The organism is Pseudarthrobacter sp. NamB4, from assembly GCF_005796185.1.
Classification (GTDB): domain Bacteria; phylum Actinomycetota; class Actinomycetes; order Actinomycetales; family Micrococcaceae; genus Arthrobacter.
Genome location: NZ_VAHM01000020.1, coordinates 21,175 through 37,895 on the forward strand (window position 1 = coordinate 21,175; position 16,721 = coordinate 37,895).

The following is a 16,721-nucleotide window of genomic DNA, read 5'->3' on the forward strand; positions in this document are numbered from 1 at the left end:
CTCAGTACAGGAAGATGTCGATCCACTGGCGGTTATGCGCGTGGATCAGGACCAGGAACAGCACGAAGTCGAACAGCAGGTGGACGCTCACGATATAGGACAACGACTTGGTCACCGTGAACAGCCGGGCCTGCAGCAGGGCGAACGGGAAAATGAAGAACGGCGCCCAGGCGTGGAAGCCCAGTTCCCACAGGAACGACGTGAAGAGGACGGCCTGCAGCAGGTTGGCCTGCCAGTCGGGCAGGTGCCGCCGCAGGAGGGTGAACGCCGTGCAGATAAAGAAGAGTTCATCCCAGATGCCGAGCACGTTGGTGCCCAGGAACAGCCGGGCGATGCCGTCGGGATCGCTCACAGCCGGCCAGTTGTTGTAGACGCCGGTGCGGATCATGTACACAGGCATCAGTGCGTACCCGATTACCAGGACCGCGGGCAGGTACCATTTCTCGGCCCGAGTCCACGGCTGTCCCGTCCTGACGGGGAACCGGATGGCGTGGTCCTTGGTGATGAACCGCGAGACTGAGTAGGGGACGCCGACGGCGATGATCATCGCGGTGCCCATCACCAGCATGTGCTCGGTGCTGATGTCGGTGGTGATGGGAACCAGGCTCATGGCCGTCAGGCCTACTGCGATCAGCGCCAGGTCAACCAGGAGCCGGCGGCTGAGGAATCCGGCCAGCACCAGCGCAACCGCCAGCAGCAGGAATCCGGAGAGACGGTCCTGCCGGGCGAAGAGCAGGAATCCCGACGCCGACACAAGGGCTGCCGGAACCAGGGACAGCGGATGGGTTGCGGGCATGTCCGTGCCTGCCGGGCCTGCGTCGGCCTGTACCTGTGGTTGCTGCCTCATGGCCACCTTTGATGCTCGGGAGCGCTTCCGGTTGGATGCCACAGCAGTTTACTTGCCGCCCACCACAGCAGGGCAAGATCAAGGTCCAGCCATGAACGGGGAGCCGCCCACGCTTCCATCGTTTGGGTAAGTCCCGGTTCAGGGCCCGCCAGCCCCAACCGTGTCACGTCCGCCGGTGTTGCCGGATGGTGGCGGCCGGCGTCGGGAGATCCGTGTGAGCTCTTTGAATGCAGGAGGCGCATCCCTGCCCAGTCGTCCATCCCGAGTCCCCGCTGCTCGATCAGGTCGGACAACTCCTGGAGGTCCTCCTCCGTGGAACCCGAAACCTGCGCCTGCCAGTTGGGCAGGCCGGAATCCTCCAAACGCTGAAGCTGGTCGAACTCCGCTACCTCCTGGCCGCCGGGCTTGCGCATCGTCATTCATCCAGGATCCAGGGGTACGGAGTTAGCGGAAGCGGACGACGCCGGTGCCTCCCGGCGTCGTCCCCTTCTGTTTTCCGCATGGCCGCTTACGCGGTGGCGAGTACCTTGCCCTCGCCGCGCACGCTCAGCGTGAACGTGTTGGGTCCGCTGCAGGTCACCGCAATGCGGCAGGTGGTGGTGTTGTGCCGGGCGGACAATTCGTTGACCGCGGAGTCCAGCGTGTGGTGCAGGGTGGACCTGTCCCAGATTTTCAGGGTTACGGAATCGGTGGCATCGAACGTCATTATTCAACTTCCATTTCTTGCGGTCGGCGGCCCGGATCGTCATCGTCCCGGCCGTGTCCTCGTCTATGAGGACGGTCCTGAAGGCAGGAAAGCGCGTTCCCGCTTCTCCAATGGTGCAGGTTGAGGCGACCGTTGGCAATCAAAAACGGGCTGATGTGACCAAGCACACCGGACGATCCGGTAGGCAGCCACCTCGCATCGCGGGTCCGCATCTGAGTCGTTGGCGGCCGCAGTAGGCTCACCGGTGGGCCTCATTGCTTCACCAGGATGGCAGCGGAGGATGTCCCGCCGCTGCCTTTCCATGGTGCCGAACGTGCCGCAGCCGACTCAAGAATGTTTCAAGTGAGACTGGTCACTAGGGAGCGGCAGTACGGGTGTCCTGGTGGGAAGCACCTGCTGTTATTCGTCGAAGTACGTCTTGATCTGCTTCTCGCCCGAGATAGAGGCGATAACGGAGGCTGCCACCTCACGCAGCTTGATGTTGCGGGTGCTGGAAGCCTTGGTAAGTATGCTGAACGCCTTGTCCCGGCTGCACCTGTTTTCGGCCATAATCGCCCCGATTGCCATGTCAATGACGGTTCGGGACTGCAGGGCGGTGGCAAGGTCATTCCTGGCTTCGCTGAGCTGGGTGATGCGAAGGACCAGACGCAGGGCGCCGGCCGCCTGGCCTCCGAAAGCCTCAACCGTGGAAATGTCATCGGCTGAAAAGCCCCTGCTGCGGCCCGAGTAGACGTTCAGGACCGCTTCTGCCTCGCCGGCAAGGTCCAGCGGCACGGCCAGGATGGAGGCCACTCCCTGGGCCATGGCCGCCCTGATGTAGGGTTTCCACCGGCGTTCCCCGGCCAGGTCAGGAATCAGCAACGGCGTCCTGCTCCTGAGCGCAGCCAGGCACGGGCCGTCTCCGAATCCGTTCTGCAGCTCATCCAACGCATGGGCCTTGGCGTCACTGCTGGCCACGGTCCCAGGCCTCTTGTGCCGGATGACGGTGACTCCGCAGTGAACCAGGTTGTCCGGAGCTGACAGCCGGGACGCGGCCATGACGGCAAGGTCGGTCAGGAAGCCCGCGATGTCCTGGCTTTCCAGGACCATTTCCTGCAGCGTTGTCTCCGTGTCCGGAGTCTCGTCGGGTCTGCCGGGGGAGCTGTCCGGGCTGTGTCCTGAAATCGTCACAGTAGGTCACCTTCTGTCATTTCCGCCATCGCCGTGGCCACCAGGGTCACTTGCACGGCGGGGATATCAAGCGCTTCGTGGAGGTAAGCGTCGAGGGACATTTCATCAAGGTCGCCGCCGATGCCGTAGTAGTAGGTCCACAGCTTCGCCAGCGGCAGCTCCGCTTCCTTGAACCGCTGGGCTGCACCGCGGCGAAGCCGGTCCGCATCGTTAGGGTAATCCTGGCCGTCGGAAGGCATGTCATGCTCCTTCCGCCGGAGGGGAGGGTGCTTTTCCTGTCTGCACGATGTCACTCGCTATTTCCTGGAGTCTCCGGTTGCTCGACTTGGCTGCCCTTTGGAGGATGTCCAGCGCCCCGTCCCGGCCCCCGCGGTGCTGGAGCATGATGAGGGAAACGGCTGCGTCCACTACTGCCCGGGACTTGAGCGCCGCGCGGAGGTGCTCCGGGTAAGCTTCCGGTGCATGCAGCCGCAATGCCAGTTGGAGGATGCGGGACATCGACCCCGCCAGTTCTTCCACACGCTCCACGCTGTCCTGCTCAAAGGCATGGGGGGTACGCGCGTAGCAGTTCAGTGCCGCGCGGGAGGAGGGGCCCGCGGGGATGGGCACCGCAAGCACGGAGTGGATGCCTTCCTTAAGCGCGGCAGGCGAGTAGCTGCCCCACCGCCCGTCACTGCCCAGGTCCTGAATCAGCACCACCCGCTGCTGGCGGACGGCGGCCAGGCACGGGCCGTCGTCGAAGGCGTACTGCGTCTCGTCCAGGTGCTGCGCCTCTTCGCTGCTGCTGGCCACTGTGGAGGGGGCGCCGTCGCGCTCCACTGTGATGGTGCACTCCACGGACTCGTCCGAACTCAGGGATGATGCGGAGAGCGTGGCGAGGCCAAGGAGGAACTCGGGGAAGCCGGGGCTCTCAAGCAGCAGGTCCTGGAACTCGTCCGAAGTTGTCAATGCTTTGCTCGTAGCCATGCGGCCTCGATCCTTGGTATGCCAGGTATCTGCTCCTGGCTGTCGGCCTCCGCTCTCAACGCGGCCTGGCCCCTGTATTCAACCTCCGGATCCTGTGGGCATCCTGAAATCTCCTACTACCGACACTACGCCTGTCTCCTCTGCCAAGAAACAGCCCTGTCCCCGATGTCAGTCCTGCCCTCCGAAGGCCGTCCCGCGCGGTGCTACTCGTCAGCTCCGGCCGTGCGGTCGTCGGCGCTGCCGGGCGTGGGACCGTCTCCGCCGTCGGCACCTGCCGGCTCAGGGCCGAAGTCGTCCGAGTATGGGGCCCGCGGCCGCGGCAAATCGTCAATGAGCTCGTTTGCGGCCAGCGCCAACAGGTCGCGCTGCACGGCCGGCAGCGAGAGAAGTCCCTGCAGGTAGGCTTCCACCTCATATTCACCGGCGTCTCCCGAGAGCGAGAAGTATTTCAGCCACAACTCGGAAACAGAGATGCCGGCAGCCTTAATGGCGGCCCGGAGCCGCCGCCGCTGTTCCGGTTCGTTGGGATCGAAGCTCATTGGAACTGCCTAGGCCCTGGATGCCGGCGTTCCGGCGAGGATTGCTTCACTGGCCTGCTGCAGTGTGCTGCGGGTGTCCCGGGCCTGCTTCATCAACTGCCGCAGAGCGTCCTCGTGCCCCAGTCCGAGCCGCTGCATCAGGACGCCACACGCGCGGTTTACAAGATCCCTGCTGTGCAGCGATGACTGTAGGGCTTCAGTCATCTTTAGCGGCGCCTCGCTGGCCTGGATATGGGTAAGCAGTGTTGCGGCGGGATTGGCGAAAAGCTGGAGCAGCCCTGCACTCGATCCGTCATAGGCGTGCGCCGTCGCAGAATAGAGCTTCAGGGTGCCGATGCATTCCTTCCCTGCGATAAGCGGGGCGCTGACCACCGAAAGGATGGGCAGCGGGCGCACGGCGCTGCGCCATTCCGGCCACCGCTGTTCTTCGGGAAGGTGCTTGACCAGGACGGGTTCCTCCGCTGCCCAGGCGGTAAGGCAGGGTCCTTCCCCGGACTCGTACTGGGCAGCGTCTGCCTGTTCCACAATTCTGTCGGTGTAGCCGCTGCTGATACGGCGCCCCCGTGAGTCCAAGAGGGAAACGCCGGCTCCAATGCTCGCTGGAACCGACTCTTTTGCTGCTTTGGCGAGGAGCCGCACTGCGGAGGCGACCTTTTCCTCCGTCAGCAGCAATCCCTGAATCCGAGCAATGGCCGTGCTGAACTCGTCCAAGGGAAGTTGCGCCATACTCCCAGCATAAAGCCAACCCCTTTCCCGGGGTCCGAACCGCCCTGTGCGCAGAAGGCTTGGTGAGAGTTCCCAGTCACGCGGTCTTGCTAAAATCCTCGGATGAGCAGGAAGCGGGGGCCCTGCAGGACGGACTCCAGTAGGATTGGCCCATGTCAAGCTCAATGGAGAATGAAGCCGTAAGAGAACTTCAGAGCATCCTGGTGGGTGCAGGAAATGCGGTGGAGTTCCTTTCCGGGCTCTCGGGTCTGGCTGCCGCCGCAGTATCTGAAGCGGCAGGTGATGAGATCGAATGCGCGGTCACGCTCAAGATGTCGCGCCGCCCCTCCACAGCTGCAGGCAGCAGCGCGCGGGCTATAAAACTTGACCAAATGGAACAGGCGTTGGGCGACGGACCCTGCATCCTCGCTCTGCGGGAGATGTCCCCGGTCATGATCGACGACATTGCCAGGGATCCCCGGTGGCCCTCCTTCAACCAGAAGCTCGCCGAGGCCAATGTCCACAGCAGCCTGGGCGTCCCGCTGGAAATCACCGGCGATGCCCGCGCGGCCCTGAACTTCTTCGCCACCAAGCCCGGTGCCTTCACCGCTGAGGTTTACGGCAAAGCCGTGGGGTTCGCCGCGGCGGCGCGCAACACACTGCACCTCTCAGTGCGTATCAATACAGTGCAGAACCGGGCGGAGGATCTGGAAGCGGCCCTCGAGAGCAGGACTGCCATCAACCTGGCCTGCGGTGTGATCATGGGCCAGAACCGTTGCTCGCAGGCCGAGGCGATGGAAATCCTCACCAAAGTTTCCAGCAACCGTAACCGCAAGCTGCGCGACGTTGCACAGGAACTGGTCGAGCAGTTGTCGGGCAGCACTGTCCAGACCCACTTCGATTAGGACGCTCCGGGCCGGAAGCCTGCGCCTTCGAGGGACAGCACGGAAACAGAGACAGAGGGCCGGGAGATCGTGCCTGATTTCTGGGGCGACCGGCGGACGTCCCAGCAGTTGCCCGCACCCAGCACCTCAAAGTCCTTATCTCCCGCTGCCTGCAGAACCAGCGCAGTGCCTTCATCCACCGCTACGGCCCGGTCCACCAGCCCTGCGGCCACCGCAGCAACGGCCCTGCTGAGGGTGCCTGCCTGCGCCGCATGGACGTCCACGGCGAAGCCAGTCAGCCCCAACCCCTCCCTGATGTCCAGTTGGTCCAGGCCTTCCCCGCACTCCTCGGCGCACACCTCAATGCCATTGACCCGGTAGCCTCCGATCAGGGCTCTGGCAGGGGCAATCATGGCTCCGGCGGAAAAACCAAGGTAGGGAACGCCGTTGTCCACGAGGCCGGCAATGACCGGGCCTACCGTGCAAAGGCCCTGGTGGTAGGACGGCGTCAGTCCGCCGCCTACTATCAGTCCGTCAACGCCGTGGAACAGTGACCCATCCGCGGTTCCGCCTGGTTCCAGCAGGACGGGCACCACCTCAAGCGGTGCCCGTGCCGTCACCGGTTCTGAGTAGTCGGCCAGGACGCTCCCCGGGTCTCCGCCCCGGTCGTGCACCACCACGGCAACCCGGGCGAAATCTCTCCCGGCTCTATCCGCACGCTGCTGGGCGTCGCCAACGAACCGGTCAAAAACTGCTGGAAAGGAGACGGGATCAGGGCCGGCACCAACGAGATAAATGCTCATGGCCTTCAAGATACCGGCCGGGCAAACCAAACTATTGACACCTGCCGCAGCCAGGTATATCGTACAACCAAATGGTTGTAGATCAGCTCCGTGAAACCGAACTCGACCGCCTGTTCCAGGCTTTCGCCGACTCCACCCGCCGGGACATCGTCCGCCGGGTGACGGTGGGGGAGTATTCGGTCTCCGGCCTCGCTTCCCTCTACGCCATGAGTTTCGCCGCAGTCCAAAAGCACGTGGCGGTGTTGGAGCGCGCCTCCCTGGTCACCAAGGAAAAGCGCGGAAGGGAGCAGATCGTGCGGGGTAATCACGAAGGGCTGCAGAAAGCCCGGCGGCTGCTCGATGAGTATGAGGCGATCTGGCAGGAGCGTGTGGGCCGGATGGCCGGAATTCTGGCTGAAGGATAAGGAAGGGTTCTGCAATGTCGGTTATCGATACCACCAAGAATGTCGAGGCGCTCAGCTACACCCTCACCGCAGAGTTCGACGCCGGTGTCGAACGCGTATGGCGGCTCTGGGCGGACCCGCGCCAGCTGGAGCGCTGGTGGGGCCCGCCCACGTGGCCGGCCACTTTCGAGCGGTTCGAGTTCGAGCCGGGCGGCAGGGCCAGCTACTACATGACCGGCCCGGAGGGCGAAAAGGCCGGCGGCTGGTGGAGCTTCACGTCAATCCAGCCGCCCATCCGCCTGCAGTTCGACGACGGCTTCGCGGACGAGAAGGGCGAGCCCGTTGAGGCCATGGGCGCCACGCACGTCACGGTGACCCTTGAGGAAAACGGCGGCCGCACAAGCATGACGGTGGCCACCATCTTCGAATCCGAAGAGCAGATGGAGCAAATGGTCCAGATGGGCATGGAGGAAGGCATGCGGGAGGCGGTCGGCCAGATCGACGCCATCCTTGCCGAACACGCCAACGCCTGAGCAGCTTACCGGGCCACCAGCACAAGGAAGCGTACGACGGCGGGTACCGCCCGCCGTCGTACGCTTGCCTGGCAGTACTCTTGCCTTGGCAGGGGCTGCTTCGCCCCGCCTGGGCGGGTCCCGCATCACCTCGTTCATCGCTCCTGCCCATACTCGGGTGCGGGAATCCGGCCGCCCTCACAGCCGTTGAACCAGGCGGGAAGCTTGGAAATACTGGATGGAAGCCAACCAGGTGAGGCGGTGACAAATGAGCAGCGGCGGAGCGGAATTCCGGCAGCGGCTGGAGCGGGCCGCGGAGCTGCGTTCCTACCGGGGAGCCGGCATCAGCAACCAGGAGGAAGCAGCGCTTGAGGCCCTGGAAGAAAAAGAACGGGAGAAGCGCAAGAAGGTAAGCGACGCCGCCCGGGCGGACTACCTGGTCCGTGACGCCATGGCGCAGGGCAAGTTCGACGACCTCAAGTACGCCGGCAAACCGATTCCCGGGCTTGGCGAGCGGTACGACCCCGATTGGTGGGTCAAGGGGCTTCTCCAGCGCGAAAACATCAGCGGTCTTGGCCCGCCGGCCATCCTGCTCCGGACCGAGGACGCGGAGCTGGACGCAAAACTCGATGAGCAGTACACGGAGCAGCAGGTCCGTGACATCCTGCAGGATTTCAACCGCCGCGTCATTGATGCCCGCCGCCAGCTCCAGGGCGGTCCGCCGGTGATCACCAAAACCAGGGAGGTGGAGGAAGAAGTGGTCCGCTGGCGTGAACGCCGTGCAGCCCGGGTTGTCGAAACTGCGCCGGAACCTGAACTCCCGCGCACCTGGTGGCAGCGGCTGTGGCGCGGGACCGGCCAGGTGGACTGATCAGGTGACGTGGACGACGGCGGTGCTGCCCGCCGTCGTCCACTTGTCCTCCTGTGGTGCTTGGCATCGGGGTGGTCAGGCTTGGTGGGGTGCTTGCGCGGCGAAGAGCTCGCACACCCCGTTGTAGTACCTGTCCGTTTGGCCACGGTGGACCATGCCGATGCGCAGGCAGACCTTCTGGGACGCCGCGTTGGCCGGGGCTTTGACCGCGCCACCACCTTGCCCAGTCGCTCTCGAAGGCGTGTGTAAGGGCCGCGGCAGCAGGCTCAGTCGCGAAGCCGTGGCCCCAGTAGTTGGGGTGGAAGTGCCAGCCGATCTCGGTATCGCCCGAGGGTTGCAGCGGCAGCGAATTTCCCGACGCCGGGATGGACTTCAGGAGCAGTGCCCCGGCAAGCGGTGCCTGCTCGTCTCGCTCTGCCTTGCCCTGCACGTGATCCGGCCCTTTCGGCTGGATCCCGGCTGGACAGCCAAACCACTGACCGGGCCGCGACACTCTGTCGCAGTTACCACCCCAACCGCCCACTGCTACCGGTTCACGGCCCTTTCCCTTCCCGGCACCAAACGGAATGTGGAGGGCGTACTGGCTTTCCGGCATCATGATGCCCTCGGCAAGGGCAAGGAGCAAGTCCGGCACCTGGAGGGTGCAAAGAAGCCTGCCGTGCAGGTACTGGGCCGGGCGGGACTTCCTTAAGCCGGGGGGACCTCCTTGCGTTGGACCCTGCCTCCCTGCCGACTACCCCACTGGCTTATTGTTCTGCGCCACCCCGTTTGGTCAGGGGTTCGGGCCGATCATTGATGGTGGAGGCGGAGGGAACGGGGCGGTAGGGTAGAGCGGCGCCACCTTGACCATGTAGTTGGCCCACTGCGGCCCTGCGAGCATCCAACCGTCAAGGCGGGGATAGTGGGTTCCGTTGATGGTGACGTTCTGCCCGGCACGCTTCTGTCCCTCAAGGGCGTCACCGAAGAAGGAAGCGGTGGCAAGGCCGGTGGTGTAGCCAACGATCCAGGTTGACCCGTTATTGTTCGAGGTGCCGGTCTTGGCTGCCACAGGAAACTTGTCATGCGTCTTGGGATTGATCCACACACCTGAGCCCTTGACGAGCACATCCTGCAGCACGTTGTTGACACCGCGGGCCACGTCCGGCTTCACGGCGTCCCGGCACTCGACCGGCTGGGCAGGCAGGTTGCCACCGGCCGCATCCTTGACCTCTACGAGCGCGATTGGTGTGCAGTAGCGGCCGTCATTGGCGAAAGTGGCGAAAGCATTGGCCATGTGCAGGGGGGCCACTCCGATAGCACCCAAAAGATTGCCCAGCTGATGCATGTTGATCGGGGAGCCATCAAGCCCGCTGTGCAGGCCCACAGCGTCCACCATCTTTTGGATCCCGCAAAAGTCCAGCTGGGTTGCGGAGGCGAACGTGGCCGTGTTGATGGAGTTGTACAGCCCGTAATTGATGGGCATCTTCCGGTAGAAGCCCTCTTCAGCGTTCTGCAGGTCATCCGCAGCGCCCAGGGCCGGGTTGGCTTGCGCCGTGCTGTACGCACCCAGCACCCTTCCGCAGCTGGATCGCCACGGGAAGTCCAGCGGATAAACACGCCGGGCCGCGTCCACTTCGGCGGTGAGGGGCTTCCCCTCGTTCAGCCACTGCGCGAACGTGAACGGCTTCATGGTGGATCCGGGCTGGAAACCGCCCGCACCGTTGAGGTTATTGCCCTGCGGGTCCTTGGCGTCCACGTTGAAGTTCAGGTGGGTATCAAACCTGCCCGGTTCGGGCAGGAACACCGTGTTCTGGGCCATTGCCAGGATCTTGCCGGTGCCCGGTTGAACCGTCACCAGGGCGGCCCCCCAGCGGTCCGGGTTGGGCCCGGCCGTGCCGTCCACCTGTGCTTGGGCCGCGGCCTGCAGCCTGCTGTCCAGTGTGGTGACGATCGTAAGACCCCCGCGGTACAGCTTGCGCTGGCGTTCCTCGGGGGTGGGGCCGTAAGCGGGGTTGTTGAGGATGAGCTGCGATATGTAGTCGCAGAAGTAGGGAGCCATCGGGGCGTTGGCGCAGCCCTGCCGTTCAGGGTTGATCTTGAGGTCGATTGGCGTGGCCACGGCCTCGTCATGCTCCGCCTGCGTGATCTTGTCGAGGCGGAGCATCTCACCCAGCACCTGGTTCCGGCGGGTCATGGAGTTGTCCGGGTTTATCGCCGGGTTGTAGAACGTGGGGCTGTTGACGAGTCCGGCCAACAGTGCTGCCTGGGGCAGCGTGAGGTCCTTGGACGTGGTGCCGAAGAAGTAGCGTGCCGCCGCCTCCACGCCGTAGGCGTCGCTGTTGAAGAAGACGATGTTCAGATAGCCCTCGAGGATTTGGTCCTTGCTGAACTTCTTCTCAAGGGAGATCGCCAGTTTCATCTCCCGCAGCTTGTCGCCAACGTCTTTCTGTCCGCTCAGGATCACTTCGTCCGGCCGGTCCTGGGAGAGTCGCGCCTCGTTGAGGACATTGGTGACGTACTGCTGGGTGATGGTGGAGGCGCCCTGCTGGTCACCTCGGGTCAGGTTCGTCACCAGGGCGCGGACAATGCCTTGGGGGTCCACACCGGCATGCTCGTAGAACCTGCTGTCCTCGATGGCGATGACCGCGTCCTTGATGTGGGGTGACATCTGGTCAAGCGGGATCGGGATGCGGTTTTCGGCATAAAAGGTCGCGATGGGCTGGCCATCGGCGGTAAGGACCTTAGTGGATTGCGACGGCGGCTGAACAGTCAGTTCCTCCGGCAGCCTTTCGAAGTAGTCGATGGAGGTGGAGATGCCGAATGCTGCTGCAGCTACCGCCGGAACCACAAGGCTCGCCGCCAGAACGCCGCAGATCACGCTTGCTGCCAGGAATCCCAACAACTTTGCCAGGGGGGAACCCGAACCGCGCCTGAGCTTCTTCTTTTTGACCATTTCTCAGCCCTCAAGCTAGAAGGTGCCAAAAGAATACGCCGGACAGGACGCCGATTCCGGCCCTGGAAGATCAGGATTTGATTACAAACTCTCGATTGACCAGCGATACTTAACGACATATCGTTAAATATCACTGAGGAGCTCAGTGAAACAAATTGCGAAAGGAAGATGCCACGATGAAGGGCATACCTGAAGATGTATTTCCCGCTCCGGATTTCAGCAGTGGGCGCTTCGAGCGGAGGAGAGGCCGCAGGGGGCCGCATGGACACCGAGGTGGCGGATCTGGGCCTGGGTTTGGTCCGGGCTTCGGACCCGGTTTTGGTCCTGGCTTTGGCCCTGGATTCGGCCGTGGCCCGCGCAGGGCAAACCGGGGTGACGTCCGTGCCGCGATCCTCTCGCTCCTGGCCGAAGCCCCGTCAAATGGTTACGGATTGATCAAGACCATTGCCGTCAGAACGGACGGTGCATGGCGGCCAAGTCCTGGTTCCATTTACCCGACCCTGCAGCAGTTGGTTGACGAAGGACTGATCGCGGCGCTGAGCGAAGGGCGCGGGACGGAATTTGCGCTTACTGATGCGGGCCGGGCCTATGTGGCCGAGCACGGGGAGGAGATGGAGAATGCGTGGAATTCGGCGCCGGACAGCTCAGACCGTGAGTTTCACCAGAGCCTCGGAAAGCTGATGGCCGCCGTACACCAGTTCCGCAGCGGCGTTACAGAAGAGCAGCGGGCTGCCGCCATCGAAAAGCTGGATGAGACGCGCCGTGCCCTGTACAAGATCCTGGCCGACTAGAGCCTCCGCCCAGGCGGAAGCCTGTTGGACAGGTAATCCCCTTGCCTGGCTGCCCGCGTCAGGCGAAGGAGGCTTCCTTGCTCTCCCGGGCAGTGGTTTCGGTGCTGGCCGGGGAAGGCGTCGGAGCGTGGGGCAGCAGGTTGAAGCCAGCCCCCATCTCCCCGAACGCGTAGGCACTTTCGGCATGTTCGGACAGGTCCACACCGGCAGTTTCCGCCTCCTCGCTGACCCGGAAGCCGATGGCCCTGTGAATGCCCTTGCCAATCACCAGGGTCCCGACGCCGGACAGCAGCACGGTGATGACCACGGCCGCGGACTGGGCTACCAACTGCTGAACGCCGCCGCCGTAGAAGAGACCGCCGCCCTGCCCGTCCACCGGGAGGGCGATGAAACCCAGTGCAAGGGTTCCGATGAGGCCGGCCCCCAGGTGGACGCCCACCACATCGAGGGAATCGTCAAGACCGAAGCGGTACTTGAGGTCAACGAAGACGGCGCAGGCGGCTCCTGCTGCCAGGCCGAGGCCGATTGCGGCCACAGGGCTGATGTTGGCGCAGGAGGGAGTGATGGCGACGAGACCTGCCACCACACCCGATGCGGCACCCAGGGATGTGGGGTGCCCGTGGCGGATCTTCTCGGTGACCAGCCAACTGAGCATGGCAGCCGCCGGGGTGACCAGGGTGTTCACCCAGATCAGGCCGGCCTGCTCGGCGGTGGTGGCCGCGCCCCCGTTGAAGCCGAACCAGCCGAACCACAAAATTGCTGCGCCCAGCATGATGAAGGGGACGTTGTGTGGCCGGTGGTTGGGATCCTTTGCGAAGCCGTGGCGCTGGCCCACGATCAAAGCCAGGATCAGTGCGGCGGTGCCGGAACTGATTTCCACCACCGCGCCGCCGGCGAAGTCAATGACTTGGCCGAAAATAGCCGTGACCGCTCCATCTGCGCTCATCAGGCCGCCGCCCCAGATCATGTAGGCGAGCGGGCAGTACACCACTGTGATCCATAGCGGGACGAACAGGGCCCACGCGCCGAACTTCGCGCGGTCCGCGATGGCCCCGCTGATCAGCGCCACCGTAATAATGGCAAAGGTGGCGCTGTAACCTGCCTTGATCAGGTCCGGTGAGCCCATCAGGTTCTGGAGGCCGAAGCTGGCGAAGGGGTTGCCGAAGATGCCAAGCACGCCCTCGCCGGTGGTCATGGAGTAGCCCCACAGGACCCACACCGCACCCACTATCCCGGCGGAGATGAAGCTCATCATGATCATGTTCAGGGCGGCTTTGGCGCGTGTCATGCCGCCGTAGAAGAGCCCCAGTCCGGGAGTCATCAGCAGTACCATCGCGGCTGAAACCATCAGCCATACATGTTGGGCAGTGATCTCCACGGCGGGTCCCTTTTGAATTGCGCCTCAAGCGGGGCGCTCTTTGCCGGCCCTCGCGTTCCCCCGCGCTCCATCTTTCGTGCTCCGTGTTTCGGGAAACGCGCCTGAAAGTTGCGCTCGCGTTACAGAACCAGGCGGTGTGTGAAGTCGGCGTGTCCGGCATGTTTCGGCCATGTAAACGGAGTCACACGGAGGCGGTTGGCGCCGGGCCGTAAAGTGCGCAAAGGCGGTCTCATGCAGCGGTGGACCCTAACGCGGACGGTGAGGAGCCGCCGTCGTCCGCCTGTAAGTAGTGATTACGGCAGCGTAAAGGGAGCCTCACCGCATTGGCGCTGGGATGTTCTTTGCAATACGACGGCGCGCCGCACGGGAAGCGGCGCGCTGTTTCGTCTCCGGTGCCATAGTCCGGGACGCCCAGCGGGGCATCGCCCCGGGAAATTAGAACTGCCGGGCGTTGGCCAGCACGGGCAGCTTGGCCCGCACCTCGTCCACCACCGAGGGATCGATGTCGACGACGGCGAGTTCCGGCTTCCCGCCCAGTGCGGCCAGGGGGATGCCAAGGGGCGTGATGACGGCGCTGTGGCCGATGCCCGTGGGGGCGGTGCCGGCCGGACCTGCGCCAATGGTTTCCGGATTACCCTGCCCGCAGGCCACCACGAAAGTAGTGCTGTCCAGTGCCCGTGCGCGCACCAGGAGGTCCCACTGCTCCGACTTGCCTTCGCCGGCTCCCCAGGAAGCGCAGACTATGTTTACCTGCGCACCGGCCCGGGCGTTGGCAGCAAAGAGTGCAGGGAAGCGGACGTCGTAGCAGGTGGCCAGTCCAAAAACTGTGCCGTCAACTTCGAAAGTGACAGGGGTCTCGCCCGCATCAACCGTCTTGGATTCGGTGAAGCCGAAAGCATCGAAGAGGTGGACCTTGTCATAGGAAGTGTCCACGCCCGGGCCGGTTACCAGGAGCGTATTGCGGACCCGGCCGTCCTTTCCCGGAGCGAACATCCCGGCGACGACCACAACGCGCAGTTCCCGGGACAGGGCACGTATTTTTTCTGCCCATGGCCCGTCCAGGGGTTCTGCGATGTCTTTAAGGGAATGGCCAAAGGCCCGCATGGCAGCCTCGGGGAACACCACCAGCTCCGCGCCGGCGGCCTTGGCCTGCGTGGCGTAGTCCCGGATCAGTTCCAGGTTCGCTGCGGGGTCGGCACTGCTAATGATCTGTGCGACTGCCAGACGCATGGATGGCTCCAATCTGTTCACTGCAAGCGAAGCGGGGCCCAGCACCCGCAGGCACGGCCTCAAGCTCAGGCGCCGGTGTAGTGCCCGGCGGTGACGCCAGTGGAGGCAGGGTCAGAAGGAGTACACCTACTGCTTGTAGCCCTCGACTTCACTGACGGGCCGGGTTTCGGCCTCGTTTGGGTTCTCCCCGGAATCTGCTTTGGCCCGGCGCTGGCGCAGCAGGTCCCAGCACTGGTCCAGACTCTCTTCCACCTGTTTGAGCCGCGCGTGGTCCGGCGCCTGCCCATCCCCGGCTCCGTCACGGAGGGTATGCTCCTCCTCAACGAGGGCCTGGATGCGCGCCAAAATATCCTGGTCGTTCATAATCTCCCCTTACTCCGCGGACAGGTCTCCCCAGCCTACGCCTGTACTATCAGAATCATGCCCACTGCGCTTGATATGGCAGGTCCGATCCTGGAAATGCTGACCTGGTTGTGCCTGCCCGCCGGGCTTGGACTGCTGTTCTACAGTGGGTACCTGCGGCGCTTTGTGCACCCCTGGGCCGTGGCCGAGGCCGTGGTGTATTCCGACACCACGGGAGTGGGCTTCCGGTGGTTTGACCGCAAATACCAGGTGCACCATGCACCCATGTCGCCCCACGACATCAAGGATCTTGCGGTGGGCAGCACGCTCCCTATCTATTACCATCCCAAGCGTCCTACCCAGTGGCAAATTGCCGCGCCGGAAGAGGAAGGCCGGACGGCCTCGATCTTGGGCCGCTGGCTTACGGGCATCGGGGCGGCGGCGCTGCTGGCCGGCTTTGTCCTCCCGATGTTGTGAAGGGGATCGACGGCCCCCTTTGATAAAGCTGCCTGTTAGCCCGCGAGGACGATCCCGACGCCGAGCCCTCCCAGCAGCATCCCCGCGAAGGCCGTCCACAGCACAGCGGAGATGTCGGCGTCGACGGATTCCTCACTGATCCCGCGCGAACTGGCACTGTAGCGGCCGCGCTGGCTGAAGTAGATGGCCGCTGCCGCGCTGGCCGACACCGCGAAAAGCAGCAGGATGGGAAGGCCATGCTGCGGAAGCCAGCGCAGGAAGATCGCGCTGACGGTTACCAGCGCCAACATGGTCCTGCCCCAGGCAAGCGTTGTCCGTTCGGGTTGCAGGCCAGGGTCCCCGTGCATGGCGGCCGGACGGCGGGAAGGTGCCACTGATCAGCGCCAGAGGATAAATACCAGCACGACGGCGGCCGCCAGCGCACCTGCCGCCGCCAGCAGCGGCACAATGAGCGGCAGCGGAAGCGGTGCCCTGTGGCGCATGCTCCGTTCCACCCGCAGCCACCGCACCGCGGAGCCCGCACTCAGCAGCATGCCCAGCAGGAGCAGAACCACCGCCAGTCCCTTGCGGACGGGCACCAGGAAGAGGTCTGCTGTGAAGGCTTCGATGGCGATGCCCCCGGCCAGCAGCGCGAGGGAGGTGCGGATCCAGGCAAGGAACGTGCGCTCATTGGCCAACGTGAACCGCGGGTCCGGCTCCTCCCCGCCCGGCAGCAGGCGCTCGGCGATTCTCCCGCGCGACGGCGGGACGGCGCCGCCGCCGGGTTCCTCGCTGTTGGTCACGGTGCCAGTCTAGGCGGTTCGCCTGCGCAGGGCGGTTCCGCTCAGGGGCGCCACTCATCCTCCGCTGCGAGGGGCGAACATGATTACGGCCACCCCCAGCAGGCAGATCAGTGAACCTGCCATATCCCAACGATCCGGCCGGAAGCCGTCGAACACCATGCCCCATGCCAGGGAACCGGCCACGAACACCCCGCCGTACGCGGCCAGGATCCGGCCGAAGTGTGCATCAGGCTGGAGGGTGGCCACGAAACCGTACGTGCCCAGGGCGACCACGCCGAGGCCGGCCCACCACCAGTCCTTGCCTTCGCGCACGGACTGCCACACCAGCCAAGCGCCGCCGATCTCCGCAGCCGCGGCCAGCGCAAAGAGCACGACTGTCTTGGAGATGTCCATTGCCTCATCA

General features: G+C 64.2%; 22 protein-coding genes and 1 pseudogene. 6 read left to right on the forward strand and 17 right to left on the reverse strand.

Translation table 11 applies throughout. The features are described 5' to 3' along the window. Nucleotide 1: 1 nt before the first annotated feature. The 8 genes from FDW81_RS16140 to FDW81_RS16175 form a co-directional block, all read right to left on the reverse strand. Nucleotides 2–796: a type II CAAX prenyl endopeptidase Rce1 family protein gene (locus FDW81_RS16140; protein WP_138135285.1), complete on the reverse strand. Its 795-nt coding sequence runs from the start codon at nt 794–796 to the stop codon at nt 2–4. A 47-nt stretch (nt 797–843) separates the two neighbouring features. Next, nucleotides 844–1,266: a hypothetical protein gene (locus tag FDW81_RS16145; protein ID WP_138135229.1), complete on the reverse strand. Its 423-nt coding sequence runs from the start codon at nt 1,264–1,266 to the stop codon at nt 844–846. Nucleotides 1,267–1,355: 89 nt separating this feature from the next. Then, on the reverse strand, nt 1,356–1,553 hold the full coding sequence (locus FDW81_RS16150) for a hypothetical protein (RefSeq protein WP_138135230.1): 198 nt from the start codon (nt 1,551–1,553) through the stop codon (nt 1,356–1,358). Nucleotides 1,554–1,952: 399 nt separating this feature from the next. Continuing rightward, complete coding sequence (locus FDW81_RS16155) at nt 1,953–2,723, reverse strand: ANTAR domain-containing protein (protein ID WP_370279120.1); 771 nt, start codon at nt 2,721–2,723, stop codon at nt 1,953–1,955. Continuing rightward, nucleotides 2,720–2,962 carry a hypothetical protein gene (locus FDW81_RS16160; protein WP_138135231.1) on the reverse strand — a complete coding sequence of 81 codons (243 nt, stop codon included), beginning with the start codon at nt 2,960–2,962 and terminating at the stop codon, nt 2,720–2,722. The genes FDW81_RS16155 and FDW81_RS16160 overlap by 4 nt, the downstream gene beginning before the upstream one ends. 1 nt (nt 2,963) lies before the next feature. Further along, entirely contained in the window at nt 2,964–3,689 is a 726-nt protein-coding gene (locus FDW81_RS16165; RefSeq protein WP_138135232.1) for a GAF and ANTAR domain-containing protein, read from the reverse strand. 203 nt (nt 3,690–3,892) lie between these two features. Next, nucleotides 3,893–4,228 carry a hypothetical protein gene (locus tag FDW81_RS16170; RefSeq protein ID WP_138135233.1) on the reverse strand — a complete coding sequence of 112 codons (336 nt, stop codon included), beginning with the start codon at nt 4,226–4,228 and terminating at the stop codon, nt 3,893–3,895. 9 nt (nt 4,229–4,237) lie between these two features. After that, nucleotides 4,238–4,954 (reverse strand): GAF and ANTAR domain-containing protein, encoded by a 717-nt coding sequence (locus FDW81_RS16175; protein ID WP_138135234.1) that lies wholly within the window; start codon nt 4,952–4,954, stop codon nt 4,238–4,240. A gap of 152 nt (nt 4,955–5,106) precedes the next feature. On the opposite strand from FDW81_RS16175, the gene FDW81_RS16180 reads away from it, so the two are divergent. Then, nucleotides 5,107–5,838, forward strand: a complete 732-nt coding sequence (locus tag FDW81_RS16180) for a GAF and ANTAR domain-containing protein (RefSeq protein ID WP_138135235.1) — start codon at nt 5,107–5,109, stop codon at nt 5,836–5,838. Here FDW81_RS16180 and FDW81_RS16185 read toward each other — a convergent pair. Next, entirely contained in the window at nt 5,835–6,620 is a 786-nt protein-coding gene (locus FDW81_RS16185; RefSeq protein ID WP_205754629.1) for a hypothetical protein, read from the reverse strand. The genes FDW81_RS16180 and FDW81_RS16185 overlap by 4 nt on opposite strands. Before the next feature lie 71 nt (nt 6,621–6,691). Here FDW81_RS16185 and FDW81_RS16190 point away from each other — a divergent pair, with 71 nt between their 5' ends. The 3 genes from FDW81_RS16190 (at nt 6,692) to FDW81_RS16200 (ending at nt 8,386) form a co-directional block, all read left to right on the forward strand. Continuing rightward, entirely contained in the window at nt 6,692–7,024 is a 333-nt protein-coding gene (locus tag FDW81_RS16190; RefSeq protein ID WP_138135236.1) for a metalloregulator ArsR/SmtB family transcription factor, read from the forward strand. A 14-nt stretch (nt 7,025–7,038) separates the two neighbouring features. Then, nucleotides 7,039–7,536 (forward strand): SRPBCC domain-containing protein, encoded by a 498-nt coding sequence (locus FDW81_RS16195; protein ID WP_138135237.1) that lies wholly within the window; start codon nt 7,039–7,041, stop codon nt 7,534–7,536. A gap of 247 nt (nt 7,537–7,783) precedes the next feature. Beyond that, nucleotides 7,784–8,386: a DUF1992 domain-containing protein gene (locus FDW81_RS16200; protein WP_138135238.1), complete on the forward strand. Its 603-nt coding sequence runs from the start codon at nt 7,784–7,786 to the stop codon at nt 8,384–8,386. Between the two features lie 277 nt (nt 8,387–8,663). On the opposite strand, the pseudogene FDW81_RS18775 reads toward FDW81_RS16200, so the two are convergent. Beyond that, a pseudogene (locus FDW81_RS18775) lies at nt 8,664–8,984 on the reverse strand (hypothetical protein); the annotation flags it as partial. 174 nt (nt 8,985–9,158) lie between these two features. Continuing rightward, nucleotides 9,159–11,318, reverse strand: a complete 2,160-nt coding sequence (locus FDW81_RS16210; RefSeq protein WP_138135239.1) for a transglycosylase domain-containing protein — start codon at nt 11,316–11,318, stop codon at nt 9,159–9,161. A gap of 176 nt (nt 11,319–11,494) precedes the next feature. Here FDW81_RS16210 and FDW81_RS16215 point away from each other — a divergent pair, with 176 nt between their 5' ends. Further along, nucleotides 11,495–12,109: a PadR family transcriptional regulator gene (locus tag FDW81_RS16215; RefSeq protein ID WP_138135240.1), complete on the forward strand. Its 615-nt coding sequence runs from the start codon at nt 11,495–11,497 to the stop codon at nt 12,107–12,109. 58 nt (nt 12,110–12,167) lie between these two features. Here FDW81_RS16215 and FDW81_RS16220 read toward each other — a convergent pair whose 3' ends face one another. From FDW81_RS16220 to FDW81_RS16230, 3 genes are all read right to left on the reverse strand, one after another. Further along, a complete protein-coding gene (locus FDW81_RS16220) occupies nt 12,168–13,487 on the reverse strand; it encodes an ammonium transporter (RefSeq protein WP_138135241.1) in 1,320 nt (439 codons plus the stop codon). Between the two features lie 435 nt (nt 13,488–13,922). Beyond that, the gene (locus FDW81_RS16225; protein ID WP_138135242.1) at nt 13,923–14,717 is read right to left on the reverse strand and encodes a carbon-nitrogen hydrolase family protein; all 795 of its coding nucleotides are present in this window, start codon (nt 14,715–14,717) and stop codon (nt 13,923–13,925) included. 126 nt (nt 14,718–14,843) lie between these two features. Further along, nucleotides 14,844–15,080 (reverse strand): DUF2630 family protein, encoded by a 237-nt coding sequence (locus tag FDW81_RS16230; protein WP_138135243.1) that lies wholly within the window; start codon nt 15,078–15,080, stop codon nt 14,844–14,846. Nucleotides 15,081–15,137: 57 nt separating this feature from the next. Here FDW81_RS16230 and FDW81_RS16235 point away from each other — a divergent pair, with 57 nt between their 5' ends. Continuing rightward, entirely contained in the window at nt 15,138–15,536 is a 399-nt protein-coding gene (locus FDW81_RS16235) for a hypothetical protein (RefSeq protein ID WP_138135244.1), read from the forward strand. A gap of 35 nt (nt 15,537–15,571) precedes the next feature. On the opposite strand, the gene FDW81_RS16240 is transcribed toward FDW81_RS16235, so the two are convergent. The 3 genes from FDW81_RS16240 to FDW81_RS16250 are packed head-to-tail and all read right to left on the reverse strand — an operon-like array spanning nt 15,572 to nt 16,711. Next, nucleotides 15,572–15,883, reverse strand: coding sequence for a DUF202 domain-containing protein (locus FDW81_RS16240; RefSeq protein ID WP_138135287.1), 312 nt, complete (start codon nt 15,881–15,883; stop codon nt 15,572–15,574). A gap of 30 nt (nt 15,884–15,913) precedes the next feature. After that, a complete protein-coding gene (locus FDW81_RS16245; RefSeq protein WP_138135245.1) occupies nt 15,914–16,318 on the reverse strand; it encodes a YidH family protein in 405 nt (134 codons plus the stop codon). Between the two features lie 54 nt (nt 16,319–16,372). Continuing rightward, nucleotides 16,373–16,711 carry a YnfA family protein gene (locus FDW81_RS16250; RefSeq protein WP_138135288.1) on the reverse strand — a complete coding sequence of 113 codons (339 nt, stop codon included), beginning with the start codon at nt 16,709–16,711 and terminating at the stop codon, nt 16,373–16,375. Between the last annotated feature and the right edge of the window lie 10 nt (nt 16,712–16,721).

What these genes read in the sequence shown, in the direction of transcription:
- FDW81_RS16210 (WP_138135239.1), bottom strand. Translation starts at nt 11,318, where the DNA reads ATGGTCAAAAAGAAGAAGCTCAGGCGCGGTTCGGGTTCCCCCCTGGCA.
- FDW81_RS16215 (WP_138135240.1), top strand. Translation starts at nt 11,495, where the DNA reads ATGAAGGGCATACCTGAAGATGTATTTCCCGCTCCGGATTTCAGCAGT.
- FDW81_RS16225 (WP_138135242.1), bottom strand. Translation starts at nt 14,717, where the DNA reads ATGCGTCTGGCAGTCGCACAGATCATTAGCAGTGCCGACCCCGCAGCG.
- FDW81_RS16190 (WP_138135236.1), top strand. Translation starts at nt 6,692, where the DNA reads ATGGTTGTAGATCAGCTCCGTGAAACCGAACTCGACCGCCTGTTCCAG.
- FDW81_RS16195 (WP_138135237.1), top strand. Translation starts at nt 7,039, where the DNA reads ATGTCGGTTATCGATACCACCAAGAATGTCGAGGCGCTCAGCTACACC.
- FDW81_RS16175 (WP_138135234.1), bottom strand. Translation starts at nt 4,954, where the DNA reads ATGGCGCAACTTCCCTTGGACGAGTTCAGCACGGCCATTGCTCGGATT.
- FDW81_RS16140 (WP_138135285.1), bottom strand. Translation starts at nt 796, where the DNA reads ATGCCCGCAACCCATCCGCTGTCCCTGGTTCCGGCAGCCCTTGTGTCG.
- FDW81_RS16165 (WP_138135232.1), bottom strand. Translation starts at nt 3,689, where the DNA reads ATGGCTACGAGCAAAGCATTGACAACTTCGGACGAGTTCCAGGACCTG.
- FDW81_RS16250 (WP_138135288.1), bottom strand. Translation starts at nt 16,711, where the DNA reads ATGGACATCTCCAAGACAGTCGTGCTCTTTGCGCTGGCCGCGGCTGCG.
- FDW81_RS16145 (WP_138135229.1), bottom strand. Translation starts at nt 1,266, where the DNA reads ATGACGATGCGCAAGCCCGGCGGCCAGGAGGTAGCGGAGTTCGACCAG.
- FDW81_RS16235 (WP_138135244.1), top strand. Translation starts at nt 15,138, where the DNA reads ATGCCCACTGCGCTTGATATGGCAGGTCCGATCCTGGAAATGCTGACC.
- FDW81_RS16150 (WP_138135230.1), bottom strand. Translation starts at nt 1,553, where the DNA reads ATGACGTTCGATGCCACCGATTCCGTAACCCTGAAAATCTGGGACAGG.
- FDW81_RS16200 (WP_138135238.1), top strand. Translation starts at nt 7,784, where the DNA reads ATGAGCAGCGGCGGAGCGGAATTCCGGCAGCGGCTGGAGCGGGCCGCG.
- FDW81_RS16160 (WP_138135231.1), bottom strand. Translation starts at nt 2,962, where the DNA reads ATGCCTTCCGACGGCCAGGATTACCCTAACGATGCGGACCGGCTTCGC.
- FDW81_RS16240 (WP_138135287.1), bottom strand. Translation starts at nt 15,883, where the DNA reads ATGCACGGGGACCCTGGCCTGCAACCCGAACGGACAACGCTTGCCTGG.
- FDW81_RS16230 (WP_138135243.1), bottom strand. Translation starts at nt 15,080, where the DNA reads ATGAACGACCAGGATATTTTGGCGCGCATCCAGGCCCTCGTTGAGGAG.
- FDW81_RS16185 (WP_205754629.1), bottom strand. Translation starts at nt 6,620, where the DNA reads ATGAGCATTTATCTCGTTGGTGCCGGCCCTGATCCCGTCTCCTTTCCA.
- FDW81_RS16180 (WP_138135235.1), top strand. Translation starts at nt 5,107, where the DNA reads ATGTCAAGCTCAATGGAGAATGAAGCCGTAAGAGAACTTCAGAGCATC.
- FDW81_RS16170 (WP_138135233.1), bottom strand. Translation starts at nt 4,228, where the DNA reads ATGAGCTTCGATCCCAACGAACCGGAACAGCGGCGGCGGCTCCGGGCC.